Source organism: Actinomadura kijaniata NBRC 14229 (assembly GCF_001552175.1).
Lineage (GTDB): Bacteria > Actinomycetota > Actinomycetes > Streptosporangiales > Streptosporangiaceae > Spirillospora > Spirillospora kijaniata.
On sequence record NZ_BCQR01000212.1, the window covers coordinates 1 to 18,437 of the forward strand.

18 protein-coding genes and 1 pseudogene are annotated in these 18,437 nt (G+C 73.9%); 12 read left to right on the top strand and 7 right to left on the bottom strand.

What is annotated here, in order from left to right; all coding sequences use genetic code 11:
• Positions 1-172: 172 nt before the first annotated feature.
• The 6 genes from pgeF to AKI01S_RS43375 all read left to right on the top strand — a co-directional run bounded on the left by pgeF (position 173) and on the right by AKI01S_RS43375 (position 5,183).
• A complete protein-coding gene (gene pgeF, locus AKI01S_RS43350; protein WP_067831839.1) occupies positions 173-916 on the top strand; it encodes a peptidoglycan editing factor PgeF in 744 nt (247 codons plus the stop codon).
• A 19-nt stretch (positions 917-935) separates the two neighbouring features.
• Entirely contained in the window at positions 936-1,691 is a 756-nt protein-coding gene (locus AKI01S_RS43355) for a YggS family pyridoxal phosphate-dependent enzyme (protein WP_067831840.1), read from the top strand.
• Positions 1,692-1,796: 105 nt separating this feature from the next.
• Positions 1,797-2,342 carry a cell division protein SepF gene (locus tag AKI01S_RS43360; protein WP_067831842.1) on the top strand — a complete coding sequence of 182 codons (546 nt, stop codon included), beginning with the start codon at positions 1,797-1,799 and terminating at the stop codon, positions 2,340-2,342.
• A 24-nt stretch (positions 2,343-2,366) separates the two neighbouring features.
• A complete protein-coding gene (locus tag AKI01S_RS43365; protein WP_067831843.1) occupies positions 2,367-2,645 on the top strand; it encodes a YggT family protein in 279 nt (92 codons plus the stop codon).
• A gap of 55 nt (positions 2,646-2,700) precedes the next feature.
• On the top strand, positions 2,701-3,606 hold the full coding sequence (locus tag AKI01S_RS43370) for a DivIVA domain-containing protein (protein ID WP_067831844.1): 906 nt from the start codon (positions 2,701-2,703) through the stop codon (positions 3,604-3,606).
• A 173-nt stretch (positions 3,607-3,779) separates the two neighbouring features.
• Positions 3,780-5,183: a hypothetical protein gene (locus tag AKI01S_RS43375; RefSeq protein WP_157420566.1), complete on the top strand. Its 1,404-nt coding sequence runs from the start codon at positions 3,780-3,782 to the stop codon at positions 5,181-5,183.
• A gap of 60 nt (positions 5,184-5,243) precedes the next feature.
• Here the strand turns inward: AKI01S_RS43375 and AKI01S_RS43380 are convergent, their stop codons facing one another.
• Positions 5,244-6,005 (bottom strand): DUF1707 SHOCT-like domain-containing protein, encoded by a 762-nt coding sequence (locus tag AKI01S_RS43380; RefSeq protein ID WP_369688777.1) that lies wholly within the window; start codon positions 6,003-6,005, stop codon positions 5,244-5,246.
• Between the two features lie 95 nt (positions 6,006-6,100).
• Positions 6,101-9,283 carry an isoleucine--tRNA ligase gene (gene ileS / locus AKI01S_RS43385; RefSeq protein ID WP_067831847.1) on the bottom strand — a complete coding sequence of 1,061 codons (3,183 nt, stop codon included), beginning with the start codon at positions 9,281-9,283 and terminating at the stop codon, positions 6,101-6,103.
• A gap of 719 nt (positions 9,284-10,002) precedes the next feature.
• Between ileS and AKI01S_RS54025 the strand changes: the two genes are divergently transcribed.
• The 4 genes from AKI01S_RS54025 (at position 10,003) to AKI01S_RS43405 (ending at position 13,840) form a co-directional block, all read left to right on the top strand.
• A complete protein-coding gene (locus tag AKI01S_RS54025; RefSeq protein WP_439951709.1) occupies positions 10,003-10,419 on the top strand; it encodes a TraR/DksA family transcriptional regulator in 417 nt (138 codons plus the stop codon).
• Complete coding sequence (locus AKI01S_RS54030; protein WP_245682028.1) at positions 10,420-11,151, top strand: signal peptidase II; 732 nt, start codon at positions 10,420-10,422, stop codon at positions 11,149-11,151. It begins immediately after the preceding gene.
• Positions 11,151-12,080 (top strand): RluA family pseudouridine synthase, encoded by a 930-nt coding sequence (locus tag AKI01S_RS43400; protein ID WP_067831850.1) that lies wholly within the window; start codon positions 11,151-11,153, stop codon positions 12,078-12,080. The genes AKI01S_RS54030 and AKI01S_RS43400 overlap by 1 nt, the downstream gene beginning before the upstream one ends.
• 116 nt (positions 12,081-12,196) lie before the next feature.
• The gene (locus AKI01S_RS43405) at positions 12,197-13,840 is read left to right on the top strand and encodes an amino acid permease (RefSeq protein ID WP_067831851.1); all 1,644 of its coding nucleotides are present in this window, start codon (positions 12,197-12,199) and stop codon (positions 13,838-13,840) included.
• Positions 13,841-13,883: 43 nt separating this feature from the next.
• On the opposite strand, the pseudogene AKI01S_RS54035 reads toward AKI01S_RS43405, so the two are convergent.
• The 3 genes and pseudogenes from AKI01S_RS54035 to AKI01S_RS43420 all read right to left on the bottom strand — a co-directional run.
• Positions 13,884-14,180 (bottom strand): annotated as a pseudogene (locus AKI01S_RS54035) (chorismate mutase); the annotation flags it as partial.
• Positions 14,181-14,403: 223 nt separating this feature from the next.
• Positions 14,404-14,841, bottom strand: coding sequence for a GNAT family N-acetyltransferase (locus tag AKI01S_RS43415; protein WP_067831853.1), 438 nt, complete (start codon positions 14,839-14,841; stop codon positions 14,404-14,406).
• Between the two features lie 48 nt (positions 14,842-14,889).
• Entirely contained in the window at positions 14,890-15,144 is a 255-nt protein-coding gene (locus tag AKI01S_RS43420; protein ID WP_067831854.1) for a hypothetical protein, read from the bottom strand.
• 186 nt (positions 15,145-15,330) lie between these two features.
• Here AKI01S_RS43420 and AKI01S_RS43425 point away from each other — a divergent pair, with 186 nt between their 5' ends.
• Complete coding sequence (locus AKI01S_RS43425; protein WP_067831856.1) at positions 15,331-16,503, top strand: aromatic ring-hydroxylating oxygenase subunit alpha; 1,173 nt, start codon at positions 15,331-15,333, stop codon at positions 16,501-16,503.
• 34 nt (positions 16,504-16,537) lie between these two features.
• The gene (locus tag AKI01S_RS43430; protein WP_067831857.1) at positions 16,538-17,170 is read left to right on the top strand and encodes a TetR/AcrR family transcriptional regulator; all 633 of its coding nucleotides are present in this window, start codon (positions 16,538-16,540) and stop codon (positions 17,168-17,170) included.
• 78 nt (positions 17,171-17,248) lie between these two features.
• Here the strand turns inward: AKI01S_RS43430 and AKI01S_RS43435 are convergent, their stop codons facing one another.
• Both AKI01S_RS43435 and AKI01S_RS43440 read right to left on the bottom strand, forming a co-directional pair.
• A complete protein-coding gene (locus AKI01S_RS43435; protein WP_067831858.1) occupies positions 17,249-17,992 on the bottom strand; it encodes an MBL fold metallo-hydrolase in 744 nt (247 codons plus the stop codon).
• A partial coding sequence (locus AKI01S_RS43440; RefSeq protein ID WP_067831859.1) for a chorismate mutase occupies positions 17,989-18,437 on the bottom strand: 449 nt, incomplete at its 5' end. The genes AKI01S_RS43435 and AKI01S_RS43440, both read right to left, overlap by 4 nt.

The window sequence follows — 18,437 nt, forward strand, 5'->3', positions numbered from 1 at the left end:
GCGGCGAGGAGGGCGAGACGCCGCGTCCGCCCGCGCCGCGCCCGGCGGTGAACGAGCCCCGGCACACCCGCGTGCCGGCCGGCGACGGCGACGCCGCCCCGGCGCCCGCCGAGCGCGGGCGCGACCGGGTGGTGTTCGAGGACGACGACCTCGACGTCCCCGACTTCCTGAAGTGATCGACAAGATCGCGTTGGGCCCCGGGGTCGGGGCCGCGTTCACCGGCCGGACCGGCGGCGTCAGCGCCGCCCCCTACGACGCCCTCAACCTGGGCGGCGCGGTGGGGGACGACCCGGCCGCCGTGCGCGCCAACCGGGAACGCGCCGCCGCCGCGCTCGGCCTCGACGCCACCCGCGTGGTGTGGATGCGGCAGGTGCACGGCGCGGAGGTGGCGACCGTCACCGGCCCCACACCGCCGGACGCCGACCCCGACCCGGTCGACGCGGTCGTCACGACCGTCCCGGGCCTGGCGCTGGCGGTGCTGGTCGCCGACTGCGCCCCGGTCCTGCTGTCCGATCCCGAGGCGCGGGTCGTCGGGGCCGCCCACTCGGGACGGCCCGGCACCGCCGCCGGGATCGTCCCGGCCCTGCTGGAACGGATGCGCGGGCTCGGCGCCGACCCCGCCCGCGTCCGCGCGGCGATCGGCCCGGCCGCCTGCGGCGGCTGCTACGAGGTGCCCGAGGCGATGCGCGCCGAGGTCGCCGCCGCGGTGCCGGAGGCGTACGCGACCACCCGCCGGGGGACGCCCGGCCTGGACATCCGCGCCGGGATCGCCGGGCAGCTGGCCCGCGCGGGCGTCACCGACGTGGCCCTCGACCCGCGCTGCACCATCGAGACCCCCGACCTCTTCTCCTACCGCCGCGACCGGCGCACCGGGCGCTTCGCCGGGTACGTGTGGCTGGAGGAGCCTCCCCGATGACCGACACGGAAGACCCCCGATGACCGACACCCCCGCCGCCTCCGCCGACCCGGCCTCCGTCCCCTCCGGCGGGGCCGCCGCGGAACGGCGCGCGGAGCTGGCCGCCAACCTCGCCGACGTGCGCGCCCGCATCGCGGCGGCCTGCGCCGCCGCCGGACGCGACCCCGGCGAGGTGACCCTGGTGGCGGTGACCAAGACCTTCCCCGCCTCCGACGTGCGCCTGCTGGCCGGGCTCGGGCTCACCGAGGTGGCCGAGAACCGCGACCAGGAGGCCGCGCCGAAGGCCGAGGCCACCCGGGACCTGCCGCTCACCTGGCACTTCGTCGGCCAGTTGCAGACCAACAAGGCCCGTTCGGTGGCCCGCTACGCCGACGTCGTGCAGTCGGTGGATCGCTCCAGGCTGGTGACGGCGCTGGCCGGCGCCGCGGCCAGGGAGGAACGCACGCTGCGCTGCCTCATCCAGGTGTCGCTGGACGAGCGGGAGGGCCGGGGCGGCGCGGAGCCGCGGGACGTGCCGCGTCTCGCCGAGGAGATCGCCGCCGCCGACCGGCTGGAGCTCGGCGGCGTCATGGCGGTCGCGCCGCTGGGCGCCGACCCGGGGCCGGCGTTCACCCGGCTGGCCGGGATCGCCGCGGACCTGCGCGCCGCGCACCCCGCCGCCACGACCGTTTCGGCGGGGATGAGCGGGGATCTGGAGCAGGCGATCGAATGTGGTGCGACACACGTGCGTGTCGGTACGGCGTTGCTCGGCGGCCGACGGGCAATCGTCAGGTAATGTCCCCCCAGTGGTCACCGCCGAAAGGGCAGGCCACGCAGACGGATCAGTCCGACGGCGGCGCCTGGCGCCGGGTGCCGCGGCCACAGGACGACGGAGGGGCGTATGGCCAGCGCGATGCGCAAGATGGCGGTCTACCTCGGCCTTGTGGAGGACGACCGTTACGACGACAAGTACGGCAAGTACGACGACTACGACGAGTACGACGAGGTCTACGACGACGCCGACCCCGAGCGGGGGAGGCGCCGCGAGGACGAGCCCGGCGGTCAGCTTACCCGAGGGGACGACGCCGGGGAGCGGGAACGTGATCATCACTCGCCGGCCGTCGCGGAACGCCGTCCGGTGGCTCTGTACGAGTCGGGTACCACCGACCTTGCGCGCATCACTACGCTGCATCCAAGGACCTACAACGAGGCGAGGACCATCGGGGAGCACTTCCGTGAGGGCACCCCGGTGATCATGAACCTCACCGAGATGGTCGACTCGGACGCCAAGCGGCTGGTCGACTTCGCGGCGGGTCTGGTGTTCGGCCTGCACGGGAGCATCGAGCGTGTTACCAACAAGGTGTTCCTGCTTTCGCCCGCCAACGTGGAGGTGACGGCGGAGGACAAGGCCCGGATGGCAGAACGAGGGTTCTTCAACCAGAGCTGACAGAGAGCCACAAGTGAGAGTTCCGTGACAATCGTTGTACAGGTGCTCATCCCCCTGCTGTACCTCTTCCTCCTGCTCCTGATCGGGAGGATGATCCTGGAGATCCTCCAGCAGTTCGCGCGCGACTGGCGTCCCCGCGGCGTCGTCCTGGTGATCGCCGAAGTGGTCTACACCATCACCGATCCGCCACTGAAACTGCTGAGGCGTTTCATCCCCCCGGTGCGGCTGGGTAACGTGGCATTGGACCTCAGCTTCATGGTCCTCTTCCTCGCGGTCGGGCTACTGATCAACATCCTCCGGTAGGTGTGATCAGATACCGTCCATCGGGAAAGACTCCAAGCGCGCCAAGGAGACGAACATGCCGCTCACACCCGCCGATGTGCGGAACAAGCAGTTCAGTACCACCAGGCTCAGGCCGGGGTACGACGAGGAGGAGGTGGACGCCTTCCTCGACGAGGTCGAGGCCGAGCTGGACCGCCTCATCCAGGAGAACGAGGAGCTGCGGGCGAAGCTGGCCGAGTGCCTGCGCGGCAAGGTCCCCGCCATGGCGGCCCCGATCGTCGAGCCCAAGCCCGACGTCACCAAGATCCCCGAGCCGCCGCGCCCCGAGCCGGTCCCGCAGCCCGAGCCCGAGCCCGCTCCGCTGGGCGGCCTCGGCATGTCCTCCCCGCCGCCCTCCGGCGAGGACAACATGGACACCGCGGCCCGCGTGCTGGCGCTGGCGCAGCAGACCGCCGACCAGGCGATCGCCGACGCCCGCCGGGAGGCCGACGAGACGCTGGGCCGGGCCCGCCGCGAGGCCGAGGAGATCCTCGGCAAGGCGCGCCGCCAGGCCGACCAGATCGTCAGCGAGGCCCGCTCGCGCGCCGAGGCCCTCGACCGCGACGCCCAGGAGCGGCACCGCCAGGTCATGGGCTCGCTGGTGCAGCAGCGCGAGGAGCTGGAGCGCGAGGTCGACAACCTGCGCGCCTTCGAACGCGAGTACCGCAGCCGCCTGAAGGTCTACCTGGAGGGCCTGCTGCGCGACGTGGAGGGCACCAGCGCCGAGGCGGGCGCGTTCCCCGGGGTCGGCCAGCCGAACCCCACCGGACCCCAGCAGACCGGACCGCAGTCGGCTCTCGCGCACGGTGACCGCAACGGGACACAGACGGGCGCCAACCCCTTCCCGTCGCCGGCCGACCAGCCCCAGCACACCCAGCAGGTGCAGCACTCGGCGACCGGTGCGTTCCACGCCGGGGACAACCCGCCGCACGAGAGGCGCTGAGGCCAGCCTCACAGGCGATAGTGTCTACTCCGATCGCCGCGCCGCGGATGGCGTCCGAGCCATCCCGGCGGCGTTGGCGTGTCGGAACGTCTGCGGTGGTCTCCAGACCGGGACGACGGTCTGCGGGGACGCGCCTGTGAAGGGGGAGAGACCCTGTGATCATCCTGAGTGGTGTGCTCGTACTGGTGGCGATCGCCCTGCTCGTGGCGGGCGTCCTGGCCGGTAACGGCGACAACCCGCAGGTGTTCGGCGTCGACGGGCTCTATGTGATCTACGGCTCGATCGCGGTCAGCGTGGTGTCCTTCCTCTGCCTCGCCATCGGGGTGTTCCTGCGCCGCAAGGAGATCTTCGGCCCGGGCACGGCGCCCGCCGCCGGGAGTGGCCGCAAGGCCGCCAAGAAGGACAAGGGCGACAAGGGGAAGAAGAGCGGGAAGGACGCGCGTCCGGCGACCACCGGTGACGCCTCCGCCGCCGCCCCGGATCCGTCCGCGGCCCCGGCCGACGACGAGGCGGCCGTGCCCGCCCCGGCGGTCGAGGTCCCCGAGGACTCCCTGGTCCACGTCGTGCGCGGCCGTCGCCGCTACCACCTGGACACCTGCCGCCAGCTGGCCGGGCGGGAGACCGAGGAGCTCACCTACGTCGAGGCGCGCGAGGAGGGGTTCAGCCCCTGCACCGCCTGCATGCCCGACACCGCGCTGGCGGCCCGCGCCGCCATCAGCGCACCGGCGAAGGCGAAGAGCGCCGCCGTGAGCACCACCAAGACCTCCGTCGGGGCGACCAGGACGGCCTCCAAGCCGGCGACCGGCGCGCCGACCGGTACGAAGACCGGCACGGCGGCCGAGAGCGGCGGTGCGCCGCTGGGAGCCTCCGGGCCCGCCAAGCCCGCCGACCCGGTCAAGCCCGCCGCGTCGAGCGCTCCCGCGCCGACCGCGCCGCTTCCCTCGGCCTGGCCCGTTCCGGGCAAGCCCGCCGACAAGCCTGCCGACAAGGGCCCTGACAAGGGTTCCGACAAGGGCTCCGGCGAGACGGCCGACGCCGGGACGAAGCCCGCCGAGTCCGTCGAGCCCGTCGAGCCCGTCGAGCCCGCCGAGTCTGTCACCGCGGCCCCGGTCAAGGACGAGAAGCCCGCCGCGGCCGAGACCGCGTCCGCCGCCGAGGTCATGCCGCCCCGGCCGCGCGAGTCCGCCGACACCGGGGTGGAGACGCCCAAGGCGGAGCCCTCCAAGGCGGAGCCCGTCAAGCCGGAGACCGCCAAGGCCGAGACGCCCACGACGGAGACGCCCACGACGGAGACCCCCGGGGACGAGGACGTCGCCGACGCGGCCGCCGACGTCCCCGGCGAGCCCGCCCCGGCGCCCGCGAAGGCCGCCGACCCGGCCGCCGAGGGCGAGGACGAGGGCCCGCAGGTGCGGATCCTGAGCGGCACCAAGCGGTACCACCGCACCGACTGCGCGCTGATCGAGGACATCGGGGACGACGCCGACGACCTGGAGGCGCTGTCGCGCGGAGAGGCCAAGGCGCGCGGCTGCACCCCGTGCCTGGTGTGCCAGCCCGACCGCGAGCACGCCCGCGACTGATCCCGCGTCCGCCACGAGGGCCGCGTCCCACCGGGACGCGGCCCTCGGCGTCCGCACGGGTCAGCCGCGGCGGGGGTGGCGGGCGTGCCGCAGGGCGCGCAGGTTCTCGCGGCGCTCGTCGTGGATCTCCCGGATGCGCCGGCCGTGCTCCTCCAGCCTCCGCTGCCGTTCGGCGCGGCGGGCCTCGGAGCGGGAGGCGCCCGTCTCGCGGCGCTTGACCGACACCCCGCCGAACAGCGCCAGGCCGGTCAGGTGGATCACGGGGGCGTCGGCGGCGAACTCGTCGTCGTGCGGCACCTCCACGCCGCCCAGCACGGCGGCGATGGAGTTGACCACGCGGACGCCGGGCGGAACGGTGATGTCCACGCCGCCGAACACGCACGTCACGTTGACGGTGACCTCGCGCTGGGACAGCACGGCCTGCCGGAAGTCGAGCTCGACGCCGCCGAACACGGCGGCGACGTTGGTGTGCGGGTCGGCGAGCCAGCGGCCGCGCCGCTCGGCCCCCGAGAAGATCGCGACGATGCCGCCGCCCTGCGAGACCGGCGCGGGGAGGGACTCCTCCTTGCGCAGCGACACCGTGGGGGTGGGCACGGCCCCGGGACCGGCGGGCAGGTCGGCCAGTACCGGCTCCAGGTCGGCGTAGGTGCGGGCCCGGTAGACGGCGTCGATGCGCTCGGAGTGCTCCTCGGGCGTGATGCGCCCCTCCGCCAGCGCCTCCCGCAGCCGGTCGGCGACCTGGTCCCGGTCGGCGTCGGAGGCCCGCATCAGACGGGGGTCGGCCGGGGAACCGTCGGCCGAAGGCGGTTCTGGAAGGTTCACCCCACCATCATCGCACTTGCGATGTATCGCGTTGTAGGGGAAACGGCGAATCGGGCGGCCGGATGTGGCATCCGGCCGCCCGATCCAGCGGGCCCCTAGGCGCTCCTGGACACCCAGAAGGTCACCTGGAGCTCCTCGTCGCGGTGCGCGGTCAGGCCGTCCCCGGGACGGCCCTCGTGCACGGCGTCGGCCAGGACCTCGGCGGCGACGTCGTCCTGGTGGGCGCGCAGCGCCTCGGCGAGGTCGTCGCCGTTGGCCTGCCACCACAGCACGATCCGGTCGGTGACCTCCAGGCCGGTGGCCTTGCGGGCCTCCTGGACCAGCCGGATCGCCTCGCGGACCAGGCCCGCGCGGCGCAGCTCCGGCGTGACGGTCAGGTCGAGCGCGACGGTCTCGCCCGCGGCGCTCTCCACCGCCCAGCCGCTGCGCGGCCGCTCGGTGACGATCACCTCGTCCGGGCCCAGCGGGACCTCGCCCAGCTCGGCGGCGCTCACGGTCGCCGCACCGTCCCGGCGCAGCGCCGTCACCAGCTCGCGCGGGTCGGCCGCGGTGATCGCCTTGGCGACCAGCGGGGTCTGCTTGGCGAACCGCTTGCCCAGCTCCCGGAAGTTGGGCTTGACCTCGTACTCGACCAGGTCGCCGCCGATCGCCGACAGGTCCTCGAACGCCTGCACGTTCAGCTCGTCGGCGATCTGCCCGCGCAGCTCCTCGGGCAGCGCGGCCCAGCCCGGCGCGCCGACCAGGGCGCGGCCGAGCGGCTGGCGGGTGCGCACGCCCCCGGCGGTGCGGGCGGCGCGGCCCAGCTCCACCAGGCGGCGCACCAGCGCCATCCGCGCCGTCAGGTCGGCGTCCAGCAGGTCCTCGTTCACCACCGGCCAGTCGGCCAGGTGGACCGACTCGGGGGAGCCCTCGGGCCGGATGACGTCCCACACGTGGTCGGTGATGAACGGCACCAGCGGCGCCATCAGCCGGGTGAGGGTCTCCAGGCACTCGTACAGGGTCGCGAACGCCGAGGCGCTCTCCGGCGACCGCGCGCCGTTCCAGAACCGGCGGCGCGAGCGGCGGACGTACCAGTTGGACAGGTCGTCCACGAACTCGGCGAGCCGGCGGCCCGCGCGGGCGGTGTCGAACCTCTCCAGCGCGTCGTCGACCTCGGCGACGGTGCGGTGCAGCTCGGCCAGCGCCCAGCGGTCCAGCAGCGGCCGGTCGGCCGGGGCCGGGGCCTCGGCCATCAGGTCCGGGGTCCAGGCGCGGCCCTGCGCGGCGGCGGCGTTGGCGTACAGCACGAAGAACGAGGCGGTGTTCCAGTAGGTGAGGAGCACCTTGCGGACGATCTCCTCCAGGGCGTTGGACCCGACGCGGCGGGCCGCCCAGGGCAGGCCGGAGGCCGCCATGAACCACCGCAGCGCGTCGGCGCCGTGCTGGTCCATCAGCGGGATCGGCTGGAGGACGTTGCCGAGGTGCTTGCTCATCTTGCGGCCGTCCTCGGCGAGGATCAGGCCGAGGCACAGCACGTTCTCGTAGGACGACCGGTCGAACACCAGGGTGCCGACGGCCATCATCGAGTAGAACCAGCCGCGGGTCTGGTCCTGCGCCTCGCAGATGTACTGCGCGGGGTAGGACCGCTCGAAGACGTCCTTGTCCTGGTGCGGCGCGCCCCACTGCGCGAACGGCATCGAGCCCGAGTCGTACCAGGCGTCGATGACGTCCGGCACCCGCCTGGCGGTGCCGCCGCAGGCCGGGCAGGGGAGCGTCACGTCGTCGACGAACGGCCGGTGCGGGTCCAGCTCCGACAGGTCCCGGCCGGCGAGCTCGCCGAGCTCGGCGAGGGAGCCGACGCAGGTGGCGTGCTCCTCGTCGTCCTCGCACACCCACAGCGGCAGCGGGGTGCCCCAGTACCGGCTGCGCGACAGCGACCAGTCGACGTTGTTGCGCAGCCACTCCCCGTAGCGGCCCTCCTTGACCGTCTCGGGGAACCAGTTGGTCCGGGCGTTCTCCTCCAGCAGCCGCTGCTTGATCTCGGTGGTGCGGATGTACCAGGCCGGGAGCGCGTAGTACAGCAGCGGGGTGTGGCAGCGCCAGCAGTGCGGGTAGCTGTGGTCGAAGTGGCCGCCCCGGAACAGCAGGCCGCGCGCCCTGAGGTCCTCGGTGAGCTCCTCGTCGGCGTCCTTGAAGAACCGTCCGCCGACCATCGGGACGGTGGGCAGGAACCTCCCGTCCGGGCCGATCGGGTTGACGACCGGCATGCCGTAGGCCTTGCAGACGTTCATGTCGTCGGCGCCGAAGGCGGGGGCCTGGTGGACCAGGCCGGTGCCGTCCTCGACGGTGACGTAGTCGCCCAGCACGACGTAGTGCGCGTCGGGGATGTCGACCAGCCCGAACGGCCGCCGGTAGGGCGTGCGCTCCAGCTCGCGACCGGTGTAGGTCGCCACGACCTCGGCGTCCTCGCCCAGCACCTTCGCCAGCAGCGGCTCGGCGACGACCAGGACCTCGTCGGACCCGGCGGGCCGGGCGGCGACGTAGGTGACGTCGGGGTGGACGGCCACGGCGGTGTTGGACACCAGGGTCCAGGGCGTGGTGGTCCAGATGAGCAGGGAGGCGTCGAGGTCGGCCAGCGGGCCGGAGGCGACCGGCATCCGCACGTACACCGACGGGCTGGTCACGGTCTCGTAGCCGCCGGGCTGGCCGAGCTCGTGGTCCGACAGGCCGGTGCCGCAGCGCGGGCAGTAGGGGGTGATCCGGAAGTCGCGGAACAGCAGCCCCTTGTCGAAGACGACCTTCAGCGACCACCAGACGGCCTGCACGTACTGCGGGTCCATGGTGCGGTAGGCCTGGGACATGTCGACCCAGTAGCCCATCCGCTCGGTCATCTCCTCGAACGCGTCCACGTGCCGCAGCACCGACTCGCGGCAGCGGTCGTTGAACGCGGCGACGCCGTAGGACTCGATGTCCTTCTTGCCGGACAGGCCGAGTTCCTTCTCGACGGCGACCTCGACGGGCAGGCCGTGGCAGTCCCAGCCCGCCTTGCGGGGGACGTGGTAGCCCTTCATGGTCCGGTAGCGCGGGAAGACGTCCTTGAAGACGCGGGCCTCGACGTGGTGGACGCCGGGCATGCCGTTGGCGGTGGGCGGACCCTCGTAGAAGATCCAGCGCGGCCCGTCGGCGGTGCGCTCCAGGGACCGCTCGAAGACCTTGTTCTCCTGCCAGCGGCGCAGCATGTCCCGCTCCAGGGCGGGCAGGTCGACCTGCGCGGGCAGGGGCCGGAACTGACGGCTCACGGTGGAAGGACCTCCGGATCGACACGAGGACTGCACGTGGACCGGAGGGACGAGACGCCCGTGCGGGGTCCCGCGGTACCACCCTCCTTGACCGCGTCCCCGGGGGTTCCCGGACGGCGCGGTCCGCTTCGTTCCAGTCACGGCTGCCGGTTCTACTGGGTCCGCGGGGGACCGTTCCTCCGGCGGCTCAGGGGTGATCAGACCGCCGGGCCAGCCCCCGGGCTCGCACCGTCCCCGGGTCGCTCAAGGCCGCGTTCGGCGGCAGGTGTCCCCATCAGCGCCTGCCGATGAGACTGCTCGTTGAGAGATTAACGTACCCCGTCGGGGAACTCTTCCTGTTATCGGCACGTCCCGGGGCCGGTCCGCGCCGAGATTTTTGCCCGAACGCCGGGTTTCCGTGCGCCGGGTGACTGGGCATATGCGGCGTGTAACTCAGCCGGGGTGATCGCCGTGCCAGGAAGAGGGGACCCATGCCGCCCGCACTGTCCGTCGAAGAGACCGCTGTGGAACCCGCCGTGCGCAAGGCCGCGCCCAAGACGCCGCCGAAGCCCGCGGCCGCGAAGAAACCCGCCGCCAAGAAGGCCGCGGGGGCCAAGAGCCCGGCCAAGCCCGCCGGACGCGCGGCGAAGACCAAGGCGGCGGCCAAACCGGCGGCCAAACCGGCGAAGTCCGCGCCCGGGGCCGCCGCGAAGAACGGGTCCGAGGTCACGGCGGGGCAGGTGGTCGCCAAGGCCGTCGTCAAGCCCGCCGTCGAGCTGCCCGTGCGCGCCGACGAGGACTCCTGGACCGAGGCGGAGCTGGCCGAGGTGCGGGCGACCCTGGAGGCGGAGATGGCCGCCCTGGTCGCGGAGATCGCGCACGCCGAATCCACGATCGCCGAGGACGGCGGCGGCGACGGGGCGGGCGACGACCAGGCCGACGCGGGCGCCAAGACCTACGAGCGCGAGCACGAGATGGCCCTCGCCCACAACGCCCGTGACCTGCTGGTCCAGTGCGAGCGGGCGGTGCGGCGCATGGACGCCGGGACCTACGGCGTGTGCGAGTCGTGCACGCGCCCGATCGGCAAGGCGCGCTTGCAGGCGTTCCCTCGTGCCACTATGTGTGTGGCCTGCAAACAACGCGAGGAACGTCGCTGAATGAACCGAACCACTCCGTCGCAGCCGCGAGGAAAGTCCGACGAGCCGGTGGAGGAAACGCCCGCGGGGACGAACGGGACGGCGCGGCCGCGCCGGATCGGCACGCTGGTGGCCGTGGCGCTGGCCGCGCTGGCCGCCGACGTCATCTCCAAGATCATCGTGGTGGCCACCCTCCAGGACCGGGAGCCGATCCGGCTGCTGGGCGGCCTGCTGACACTGCGCGAGACGCGTAACAGCGGGGCCGCGTTCTCGATCGGCACCGGCTACACCGTGGTCTTCACGGTGATCGCCTGCGGCGTGGTGGTGGCGATCCTGCGCACCGCCCGCAACCTGCGCAGCCTGCCCTGGGCGATCTGCCTGGGCCTGCTGCTGGGCGGGGCGCTGGGGAACCTGGCCGACCGGATGCTGCGCGCCCCGGCCCCGCTGCGCGGGCACGTCGTGGACTGGATCGAGCTGCCGAACTGGCCGGTGTTCAACCTGGCCGACTCGGCGATCGTGTGCGGCGGGGTGCTGGCGGTCCTGCTGGCGGCGCGGGGGCTGCAGATCGACGGGACCCGCGTGTCCGACGACAAGGACGACAGGTCGAACGAGCCGGACGAGGCCGGGCAGGCTGGGAAGACCGGGAAGGCCGGGCAGGCCGAGGGCGCGGAGAGCGGGTCCGAGCCCGCCGCGGGGACCGGTAGCGTGGCCGGGTCCACCGAAGAACCCGGATCCGCCCCGGAGAAGCCCTGATGAGCGACGTACGCAGCCTCCCGGTCCCCGACGGGCTGGAGGGCGAACGGGTCGACGCCGCGCTGGCGCGCCTGTTCGGCCTGTCCCGCAGCCGCGCCGCGGAGATCGCCGCCGCCGGAGACGTGACGGTGGACGGCGCCCCGGCCGGCAAGTCCGACCGGCTGCACGCGGGGTCCTGGCTGGAGGTCACCCTCCCGCCGCCGCCCGCGCCGCCCGCCCCGGTCGCCGAGCCGGTGCCGGGCATGGGGATCCTCTACGAGGACGACGACATCGTGGTGGTGGACAAGCCGATCGGCGTGGCCGCCCACCCCACCACCGGCTGGACCGGCCCGACCGTGCTGGGCGGCCTGCTGGGGGCCGGGCACACCATCGCGACCAGCGGCGCGGCCGAACGGCAGGGCATCGTGCACCGCCTGGACGCCAACACCACCGGCGCGATGGTGGTCGCCAAGAGCGAGGTCGCCTACTCGCGGCTGAAGCGGGCGTTCAAGGAGCGCCGCATCGACAAGCGCTACCAGGCGCTGGTGCAGGGGCACCCGGACCCGTTCCGGGGGACGGTGGACGCCCCGATCGACCGGCATCCCTCCCACGACGGCCGGTTCGCGGTCGTGGCGGGCGGCAAGCCGTCGGTGACGCACTACGACACCGTGGAGGCGTTCCGCGCGGCGACGCTGCTGGACGTCGACCTGGAGACCGGCCGCACCCACCAGATCCGGGTGCACATGGCGGCGATCCGGCACCCGATCGTGGGCGACATGGCCTACGGCGCGGACCCGACGCTGGCCGCCCGGCTCGGGCTGACCCGGCAGTGGCTGCACGCGGTGCGGCTCGGCTTCGAGCACCCCACGCGCGGCGACTGGGTCGCGTTCGAGAGCCCCTACCCCGAGGACCTGGGCCGCGCCCTGGAGATCGTCTCCGCGGACTCCTGAGCCGCGGCCTTTACGCGATCATGCGCTGACCCTCGGTGATCACCGGCCCGGAGCGGGGTAGTCCGTTCCCGGGCCCGCCGGTCGCGGGCCCGGAACGGGGAACGCGAGGGGGCCGCGTGACGGGGCAGGGCGACGATCCGGAGCCGCGGGTCGGGGGACCCGCGGCCGACGCGGCGCGGCGGGCGGCCCGGGAGGCGGCGCGGCAGGCCGCCCTGGCGGCCCGCTACGAGGCGGAGCCGGCGCGGGAGGCGGCGCGCGGCATGCCCGCCCACGCCGTGGAGCCGCCGGTCCCCGAGGAGCCCGACGACGAGGGCTACCACAAGTCCCTCAAACCCCGGCACGTCCAGATGATCGCCATGGGCGGCGCGATCGGCGTCGGGCTGTTCCTCGGCAGCGCCCAGCGGATGCACCAGACCGGGCCCGGCCTGGTGCTGGCCTACCTGGCCGCCGGGATCGTCGCGTTCCTCGTGATGCGCGCGCTGGGCGAGCTGGTGCTGCACCGGCCCACGGCGGGCAGCTTCGTCACCTACGCGCGCGAGTTCATCGGACCCTGGGCCGGGTTCGCCAGCGGCTGGATGTACTGGCTGAACTGGGCGATGACCGGCGTCGCCGAGATCACCGCGGTCGGGATCTACGTGCACTACTGGGCGCCGGACTTCCCCCAGTGGCTGTCGGCGCTGGCCGCGCTGGGCGTGCTGCTGGCGGTGAACCTGGTGTCGGTGCGGCTGTTCGGCGAGCTGGAGTTCTGGTTCGCCATGCTGAAGGTCGCCGCGATCACCGTGTTCCTGGTGGTCGGGGTGGTCCTGGTGGCGACCCGGCACCGGGTCGGCGAGCACCGGGCGACGCTGGCCAACCTCACCGACCACGGCGGGTTCATGCCGCAGGGCTCCTGGGTGGTGCTGCTGAGCCTCCAGGGCGTGATCTTCGCGTACGCGGCCATCGAGATGGTCGGCATCTCGGCGGGCGAGGCCGAGAACCCCCGCACGGTGCTGCCCAGGGCCATCAACGGCGTGGTCTGGCGGATCGCGCTGTTCTACGTCGGCGCGGTGTTCCTGCTGGTGACGGTGTTGCCGTGGACGGTCTACACGCCGGGGGAGAGCCCGTTCGTGACGGTGTTCGCGGCGCTGGGCGTCGCCGGGATCGGCGGCGTCATGAACCTGGTGGTGCTGTCGGCGGCGCTGTCGTCCACCAACTCCGGCCTGTACTCCACCGGACGCATCCTGCGCTCGCTGGCCCAGTGCGGCGAGGCCCCGGCCGTCACCGCGCGGATGAGCTCCCGCCACGTGCCCTACGGCGGCATCCTGTTCACCTCGCTCGTGTACCTGGCCGGGGTGGCGCTGAACGCGGTGGTGCCGCACGAGGCGTTCGAGATCGCCACCTCGATCGCCTCGCTGGGCGTGCTGACCACCTGGGCGACGCTGCTGTACGCCCAGATCCGGTTCCGCCGCGCGGCGCTGCGCGGCGAGGTCGAACGCCCCGGCTACCGGATGCCCGGCTCGCCCTACACCAACTGGCTGGCGCTGGGATTCCTGGTGCTGGTGGTGGGGTTGATGCTGTTCGACCACACCCAGCGGTGGGCGGTGGTCGCCATCCCGTTCCTGGTGGCGACGCTGTGGATCGGCTGGCGGGTGGTCAGCGCCCGGCGGACGGGCCCGCCTCAGCGCCGGTCTCAGGGCCCACCTCAGGGTCCACCTCAGGGCCCGTCTCCCGGCCGGACCCCGAACGGGCCTCCTGCGCCGCCTCCAGCCCCGCCTCGATGACCACGTTCATGATCCGGGCGAGGCGTTCGGGGCCCAGCGACGGGGCCAGCGGGGCCATCGCCGCGACGATCCGGCGCTCCCGTTCGGGGTCGCGCCCGGCGAACCCGCCGACCGGCTTGAGCCGCTGCACCACGGCGGCCACGGCGGCGCGGCGCTCCAGCAGCGCCGCCAGCGCGGCGTCGATGTCGTCGATCGCGGCCCGCGCCTGCGCGAGCGTCCCGATCTCCTCGGGGCGGGGCGGGGCCACGACGGTCTCGGCGGGGTCGAGAACCTGGTCGGTCATGGGCGGGATCCCTTCCTGCGCGCTGTTCCGCGGGGCTGTCGTGAACGGCGACCGCATCGGAGGGGATTCCCGGGGCCGCCATGGTCAATGGGGGGACATGGAAGAAGGCGGAGTCCGCGGGGACTCCGCCTTCCAGCCGGCTCCGGGGTCGTCGCTCAGGTCGTCGCGCCGACCGGCTCGCCCGGAGCCGGCTGCGTAAAGACGAAATAGCGACGTTCCATGCGGGCCATCGTAGACGTCCTCAACCCCCGCATGTCAATTTCCGGGAACGCCGTCTCACTCACCGGGACGCCAGATCCCTCCGCATCCAGACGTGCGGGATCCCGGCCTCCTCGTCCTCCTCCCCGAACGCCGCGTACCCGAGCCGTTCGTAGAAGCCCCGCGCGCTCGTCTGGGCGTGCAGCTCCACCGCCGCCAGCCCCTCGCGGCGGGCGTGCTCCTCCACGGCCCGCACCAGCGCGGCCCCCAGCCCGGACCCCCGGCCCTCGGGCAGCACCGCCAGCCGCCCCAGGACACCGACGCCGCCCCGGCGCAGCATCCGCGCCGTGCCGACCGGCCGCCCGCCGGCCTCGGCGAGGAAGTGCGCGGCGGTCGCGTCGTGCTCGTCCAGTTCGATCTCCTCGGGCACGCCCTGCTCGGCGACGAACACCCGCAGCCGGATGTCGTAGGCCGCCCGCCGGCCCTCGTCGGTGGTGATGGTGGTGACCTGGCTGTCCATGCCCCACCACTACCACGCCCCGCCGGGTCGGCACCGGCGGCGTCCGGGTCAGCGCCCGTGGCGCTCGGGGTCGCAGAGCTTCCAGACCCCGCCCTCCCCGCGGAGGAACAGCGTCGCGGGCCGCCGGCGCGGCCGGGTCGCCCGCGCCTCGGCGACGCCCCCGGTGATCCGGACGTCCTCGACGGTGATCGGGACCGGCTCGGCCCGCGGGTCGCCGCGGCCACCGGGAAGGGCACACCGGGCCACCACGCAGGAGCCGGGCAGGGCCGCGAGCGGTGCGCGCCGCTTGTACGTCCGAGCCATTCCCGCTCCTCCGATCCGGGGCAACCTCATACAGATAATTGTGTTTATTCGATGGTCCGGCCAGGAGGCGTCGGTCACCTCGGATGGCGGGACATGCTCCGGACCCCTTGACATCTGGTTATCAGTTGATAACTTCGTGCTGTGGTTATCAATCGATAACCACTCGGAGACCGCAAGGAGCCCCGGATGAGCGCCATCGCCTCCACCGCCGCCCGCCACGCCGACACCGAACTCGACCGCCTGCTGGCGGAGCTGGCCGCCTACCGGTCCTGCGACCCGCCCCGCCTCAGCCTCCCGCCGCGCGCCTTCACCTCGCCGGAGCTGTACGAGCTGGAACGCACCCGCGTGTTCGGCCGCTCCTGGATGCTGGTGGCCCACCGCGACGAGCTCGCCTCGCCCGGCGACTACGTCTCGCTCACCATCGCCGGGGAGCCGGTGGTGGTCACCCGCGACGAGGACGGCGCCCTGCACGCCATGTCACCCGTCTGCCGCCACCGCCTGATGCCCCTGGTCGAGCCCGGCCACGGCCGCGCCGACGACTTCACCTGCCCCTACCACCTGTGGAAGTACCGGCTCGACGGGCGGCTCAAGGGCGCGACGTTCATGAAGGGCAACCCCGACTTCGACCCGGCCGCCTGCCGCCTGCCCGGCTTCGCCGTCGAGGAGTGGCAGGGCCTCGTCTACGTCAACCTCGACGCCGGCGCGCCGTCCCTGGCGTCCCGGCTGGCCCCGGCCGCCGAGGAGCTGGCCCCGTTCCGCATGGACGAGATGGTCCAGGTCGTCACCGTGGAGGAGGAGTGGCGGGTCAACTGGAAGCTCACGCTGGAGAACGGTTACGAGAACTACCACGTCATGGGGTTCCACCCCGAGACGCTCGACCCGTTCATGCCGGGACGCGGCGACATGGAGCTGCACCCCATCGACGGCGGGGCGCTGTGGGCGCGGATGCCGTTCGCCGCGACGCTGCCGCGGGGCGCGGTGCCGCTGCCGCGGGAGCACCGCGCCAACGCCACCGTGATGCTGACCTTCCCCACCGGAGGGCTGATCACGTTCGGCGACCAGATCACCTGGCTCAGCTTCATCCCGCTGTCCATCGACCGCACGCAGGTGCGCGGCGGCGTGCTCATGCCGCCCGCCCTCCTGGACGGCCTCGACCCGCAGGAGGTCGCCGAGGAGCAGACCGCCGCCGCCACCGCGGTCAACGAGGAGGACCGGATCGGCCTGGAGGCCGTCCAGCGCGCCGTCGGGTCCCGCTTCGCCGGGCGCGGCCACCTCAGCCCGAAGGAGCCCGGCGTGCTGCTGTTCTACCGAGCCCTCGCCGAGGCCCTCGTCCCGGAGGAGACGCCCGGCCGGGCGTGAGGCGGGAACGGGCGGGCGGACTACGCTGATCGCCATGTCCGCGGAAACGACCCGGCCCGCCGGGGACCTGTCGCCGTCGGCGCGCCGCATCCTGCACGCCGCCGCCCGCCTGTTCGCCCTCCAGGGCTACTCGGCCACCTCCACCCGCGACATCGCCGCCGCCGTCGGCGTCCGGCAACCCGCCCTGTACAAGCACTTCCCGTCCAAGGACGCGATCCTCGCCGCGCTCGTCGACGCCGCCGTGGGGCCCGCCCTCGCCGCCGCCCGCGACCTGGAGTCCCGGCCCGGCCGCGCCGCCGCCCACCTGTACCGCTGGCTGAGCGACTACCTGGCCCGGCTGGAGGACTCGCCCTACCTGCTGGTCTCGATCCTCGTCACCCCCGAGCTCGGCCAGGACCGCTTCGCCGCCGAACGCCGCGCCCTGGACCGGCTGGAGCAGGTCACCACCGACCTCGTCGCGCGCGGCCAGGCCGAGGGCGACCTGCGCCCCCTGGACCCGCGGTCCGGGGCGCGCATGGTGCTGGCCCTGTTCGACGCCCTCGCCCTGCCCGAGACGGCCGTCGCCGCCCGCGAGATCGCCGACTTCGCCCTGCACGGCCTGCTCGCCGACCCCGCCCGGCTGGACGACCTGCGCCGCGAGGCCGCCGCCCCGCTCCCGCCCGGCTGACCCCTCCACCGGACGCCCCCATCGACGAGACCGGCGGGCGCGGATCGCCGGTCCGCGCGCTGGGAACGTGCGTGGGGGTCACAGCAGGTCGAAGGGGGTGCCGTCCGGTGGGCGGACCAGTAGGCCGGACAGTCCCGCCTCGGCGAACGCCGTGCGGACGTGGGACTCGTTCTCGGTGAAGTGGGTCCAGCCCTCCACGTGCAGCGGGACGACGCGGCGGACGCCCAGGATCCGGGCCGCCTCCACCATGTCGGCCGCGTCCAGGGTCAGTTTCGCGTCGATCAGCGGGGTGCGCACGGCCCCGCCGAACAGCAGCGCCGCGTCCACGCGGGGGAACCGCGCGGCGATCTCGCGGACGTGGTCCAGGGAGGCGTTGTCGCCGCTGACGTAGACGGTCGGCAGTCCCTCGCCGCTGAGCACGAACCCGGTGACCGTGCCGGTGACGGCCTCGCAGCCCGGCGGGCCGTGCCGGGCGGGCACGGCCGTGACGCGCACCGGGCCCACGTCGTGGTGCCGCCAGGTCGGCAGCTCGGTCGCGCCGACGCGCGCGGCGGCGTCGGCCGTGCTCAGCGTCAGCGGGGCCGAGGCCACCGTCCGGCGGCCCGCCTCGTCCAGGTTGTCGGGGTGCTGGTCGTGGCTGAGCAGCACCAGGTCGATCCGGCCCACGGCGGCGCGGGACAGCGCGGGACCGGAGGTCTTCGTCAGCGTCAGCGGGCCCAGGGCGTAGTCGCCGGGCGGGTCGAAGGTCGGGTCGGTGACCACGCGCAGACCGCCGTACTCCAGCACGGCGGTGGGGCCGCCGACCACGGTGACGGTCGTCATCGCGGACGCTCCTCGGGGGGACGGGTGGTGTGGACGGCGCGCTGCGCGCCGACCGCGTCGTCGATCAGCAGGTTGAAGATCGCCAGAACGGTGCGCGGATCGGCGTCCAGCCGTCCGGCCAGGGCTGCGGCGCGGTCCAGCACCTGCACCTCCCGGCGCAGGTCGCGCGCCGGGAGCCGGTCCCGCCGCTTGACCGCGCCGACCAGCCGGGCGACGGCGCGGCGGTGGGCCACCAGCCGCACGATCTGCTCGTCGAGCAGGTCCAGCCGGTGCCGCAGCCCCGCCAGCCCCGGCTCTGCGGCCGGATCGGACGTCAGCAACGGCGCGAGCACGGCCAGGACCGCCAGGTCGGGCAGGTCGGCCCCGGCGATCCCGGCGTCCCCGTCCGGCGTCACCACGACCCCGTCGGCGCCCGCCGCGAACGCCGCCCGCGCGACGGCGGCGG

Coding starts and splice junctions, on each gene's coding strand:
- AKI01S_RS43355 (WP_067831840.1), top strand. CDS start 936: ATGACCGACACCCCCGCCGCCTCCGCCGACCCGGCCTCCGTCCCCTCC.
- AKI01S_RS43360 (WP_067831842.1), top strand. CDS start 1,797: ATGGCCAGCGCGATGCGCAAGATGGCGGTCTACCTCGGCCTTGTGGAG.
- AKI01S_RS43370 (WP_067831844.1), top strand. CDS start 2,701: ATGCCGCTCACACCCGCCGATGTGCGGAACAAGCAGTTCAGTACCACC.
- AKI01S_RS54030 (WP_245682028.1), top strand. CDS start 10,420: ATGAACCGAACCACTCCGTCGCAGCCGCGAGGAAAGTCCGACGAGCCG.
- AKI01S_RS43400 (WP_067831850.1), top strand. CDS start 11,151: ATGAGCGACGTACGCAGCCTCCCGGTCCCCGACGGGCTGGAGGGCGAA.
- AKI01S_RS43415 (WP_067831853.1), bottom strand. CDS start 14,841: ATGGACAGCCAGGTCACCACCATCACCACCGACGAGGGCCGGCGGGCG.
- AKI01S_RS43420 (WP_067831854.1), bottom strand. CDS start 15,144: ATGGCTCGGACGTACAAGCGGCGCGCACCGCTCGCGGCCCTGCCCGGC.
- AKI01S_RS43425 (WP_067831856.1), top strand. CDS start 15,331: ATGAGCGCCATCGCCTCCACCGCCGCCCGCCACGCCGACACCGAACTC.
- AKI01S_RS43430 (WP_067831857.1), top strand. CDS start 16,538: ATGTCCGCGGAAACGACCCGGCCCGCCGGGGACCTGTCGCCGTCGGCG.
- AKI01S_RS43435 (WP_067831858.1), bottom strand. CDS start 17,992: ATGACGACCGTCACCGTGGTCGGCGGCCCCACCGCCGTGCTGGAGTAC.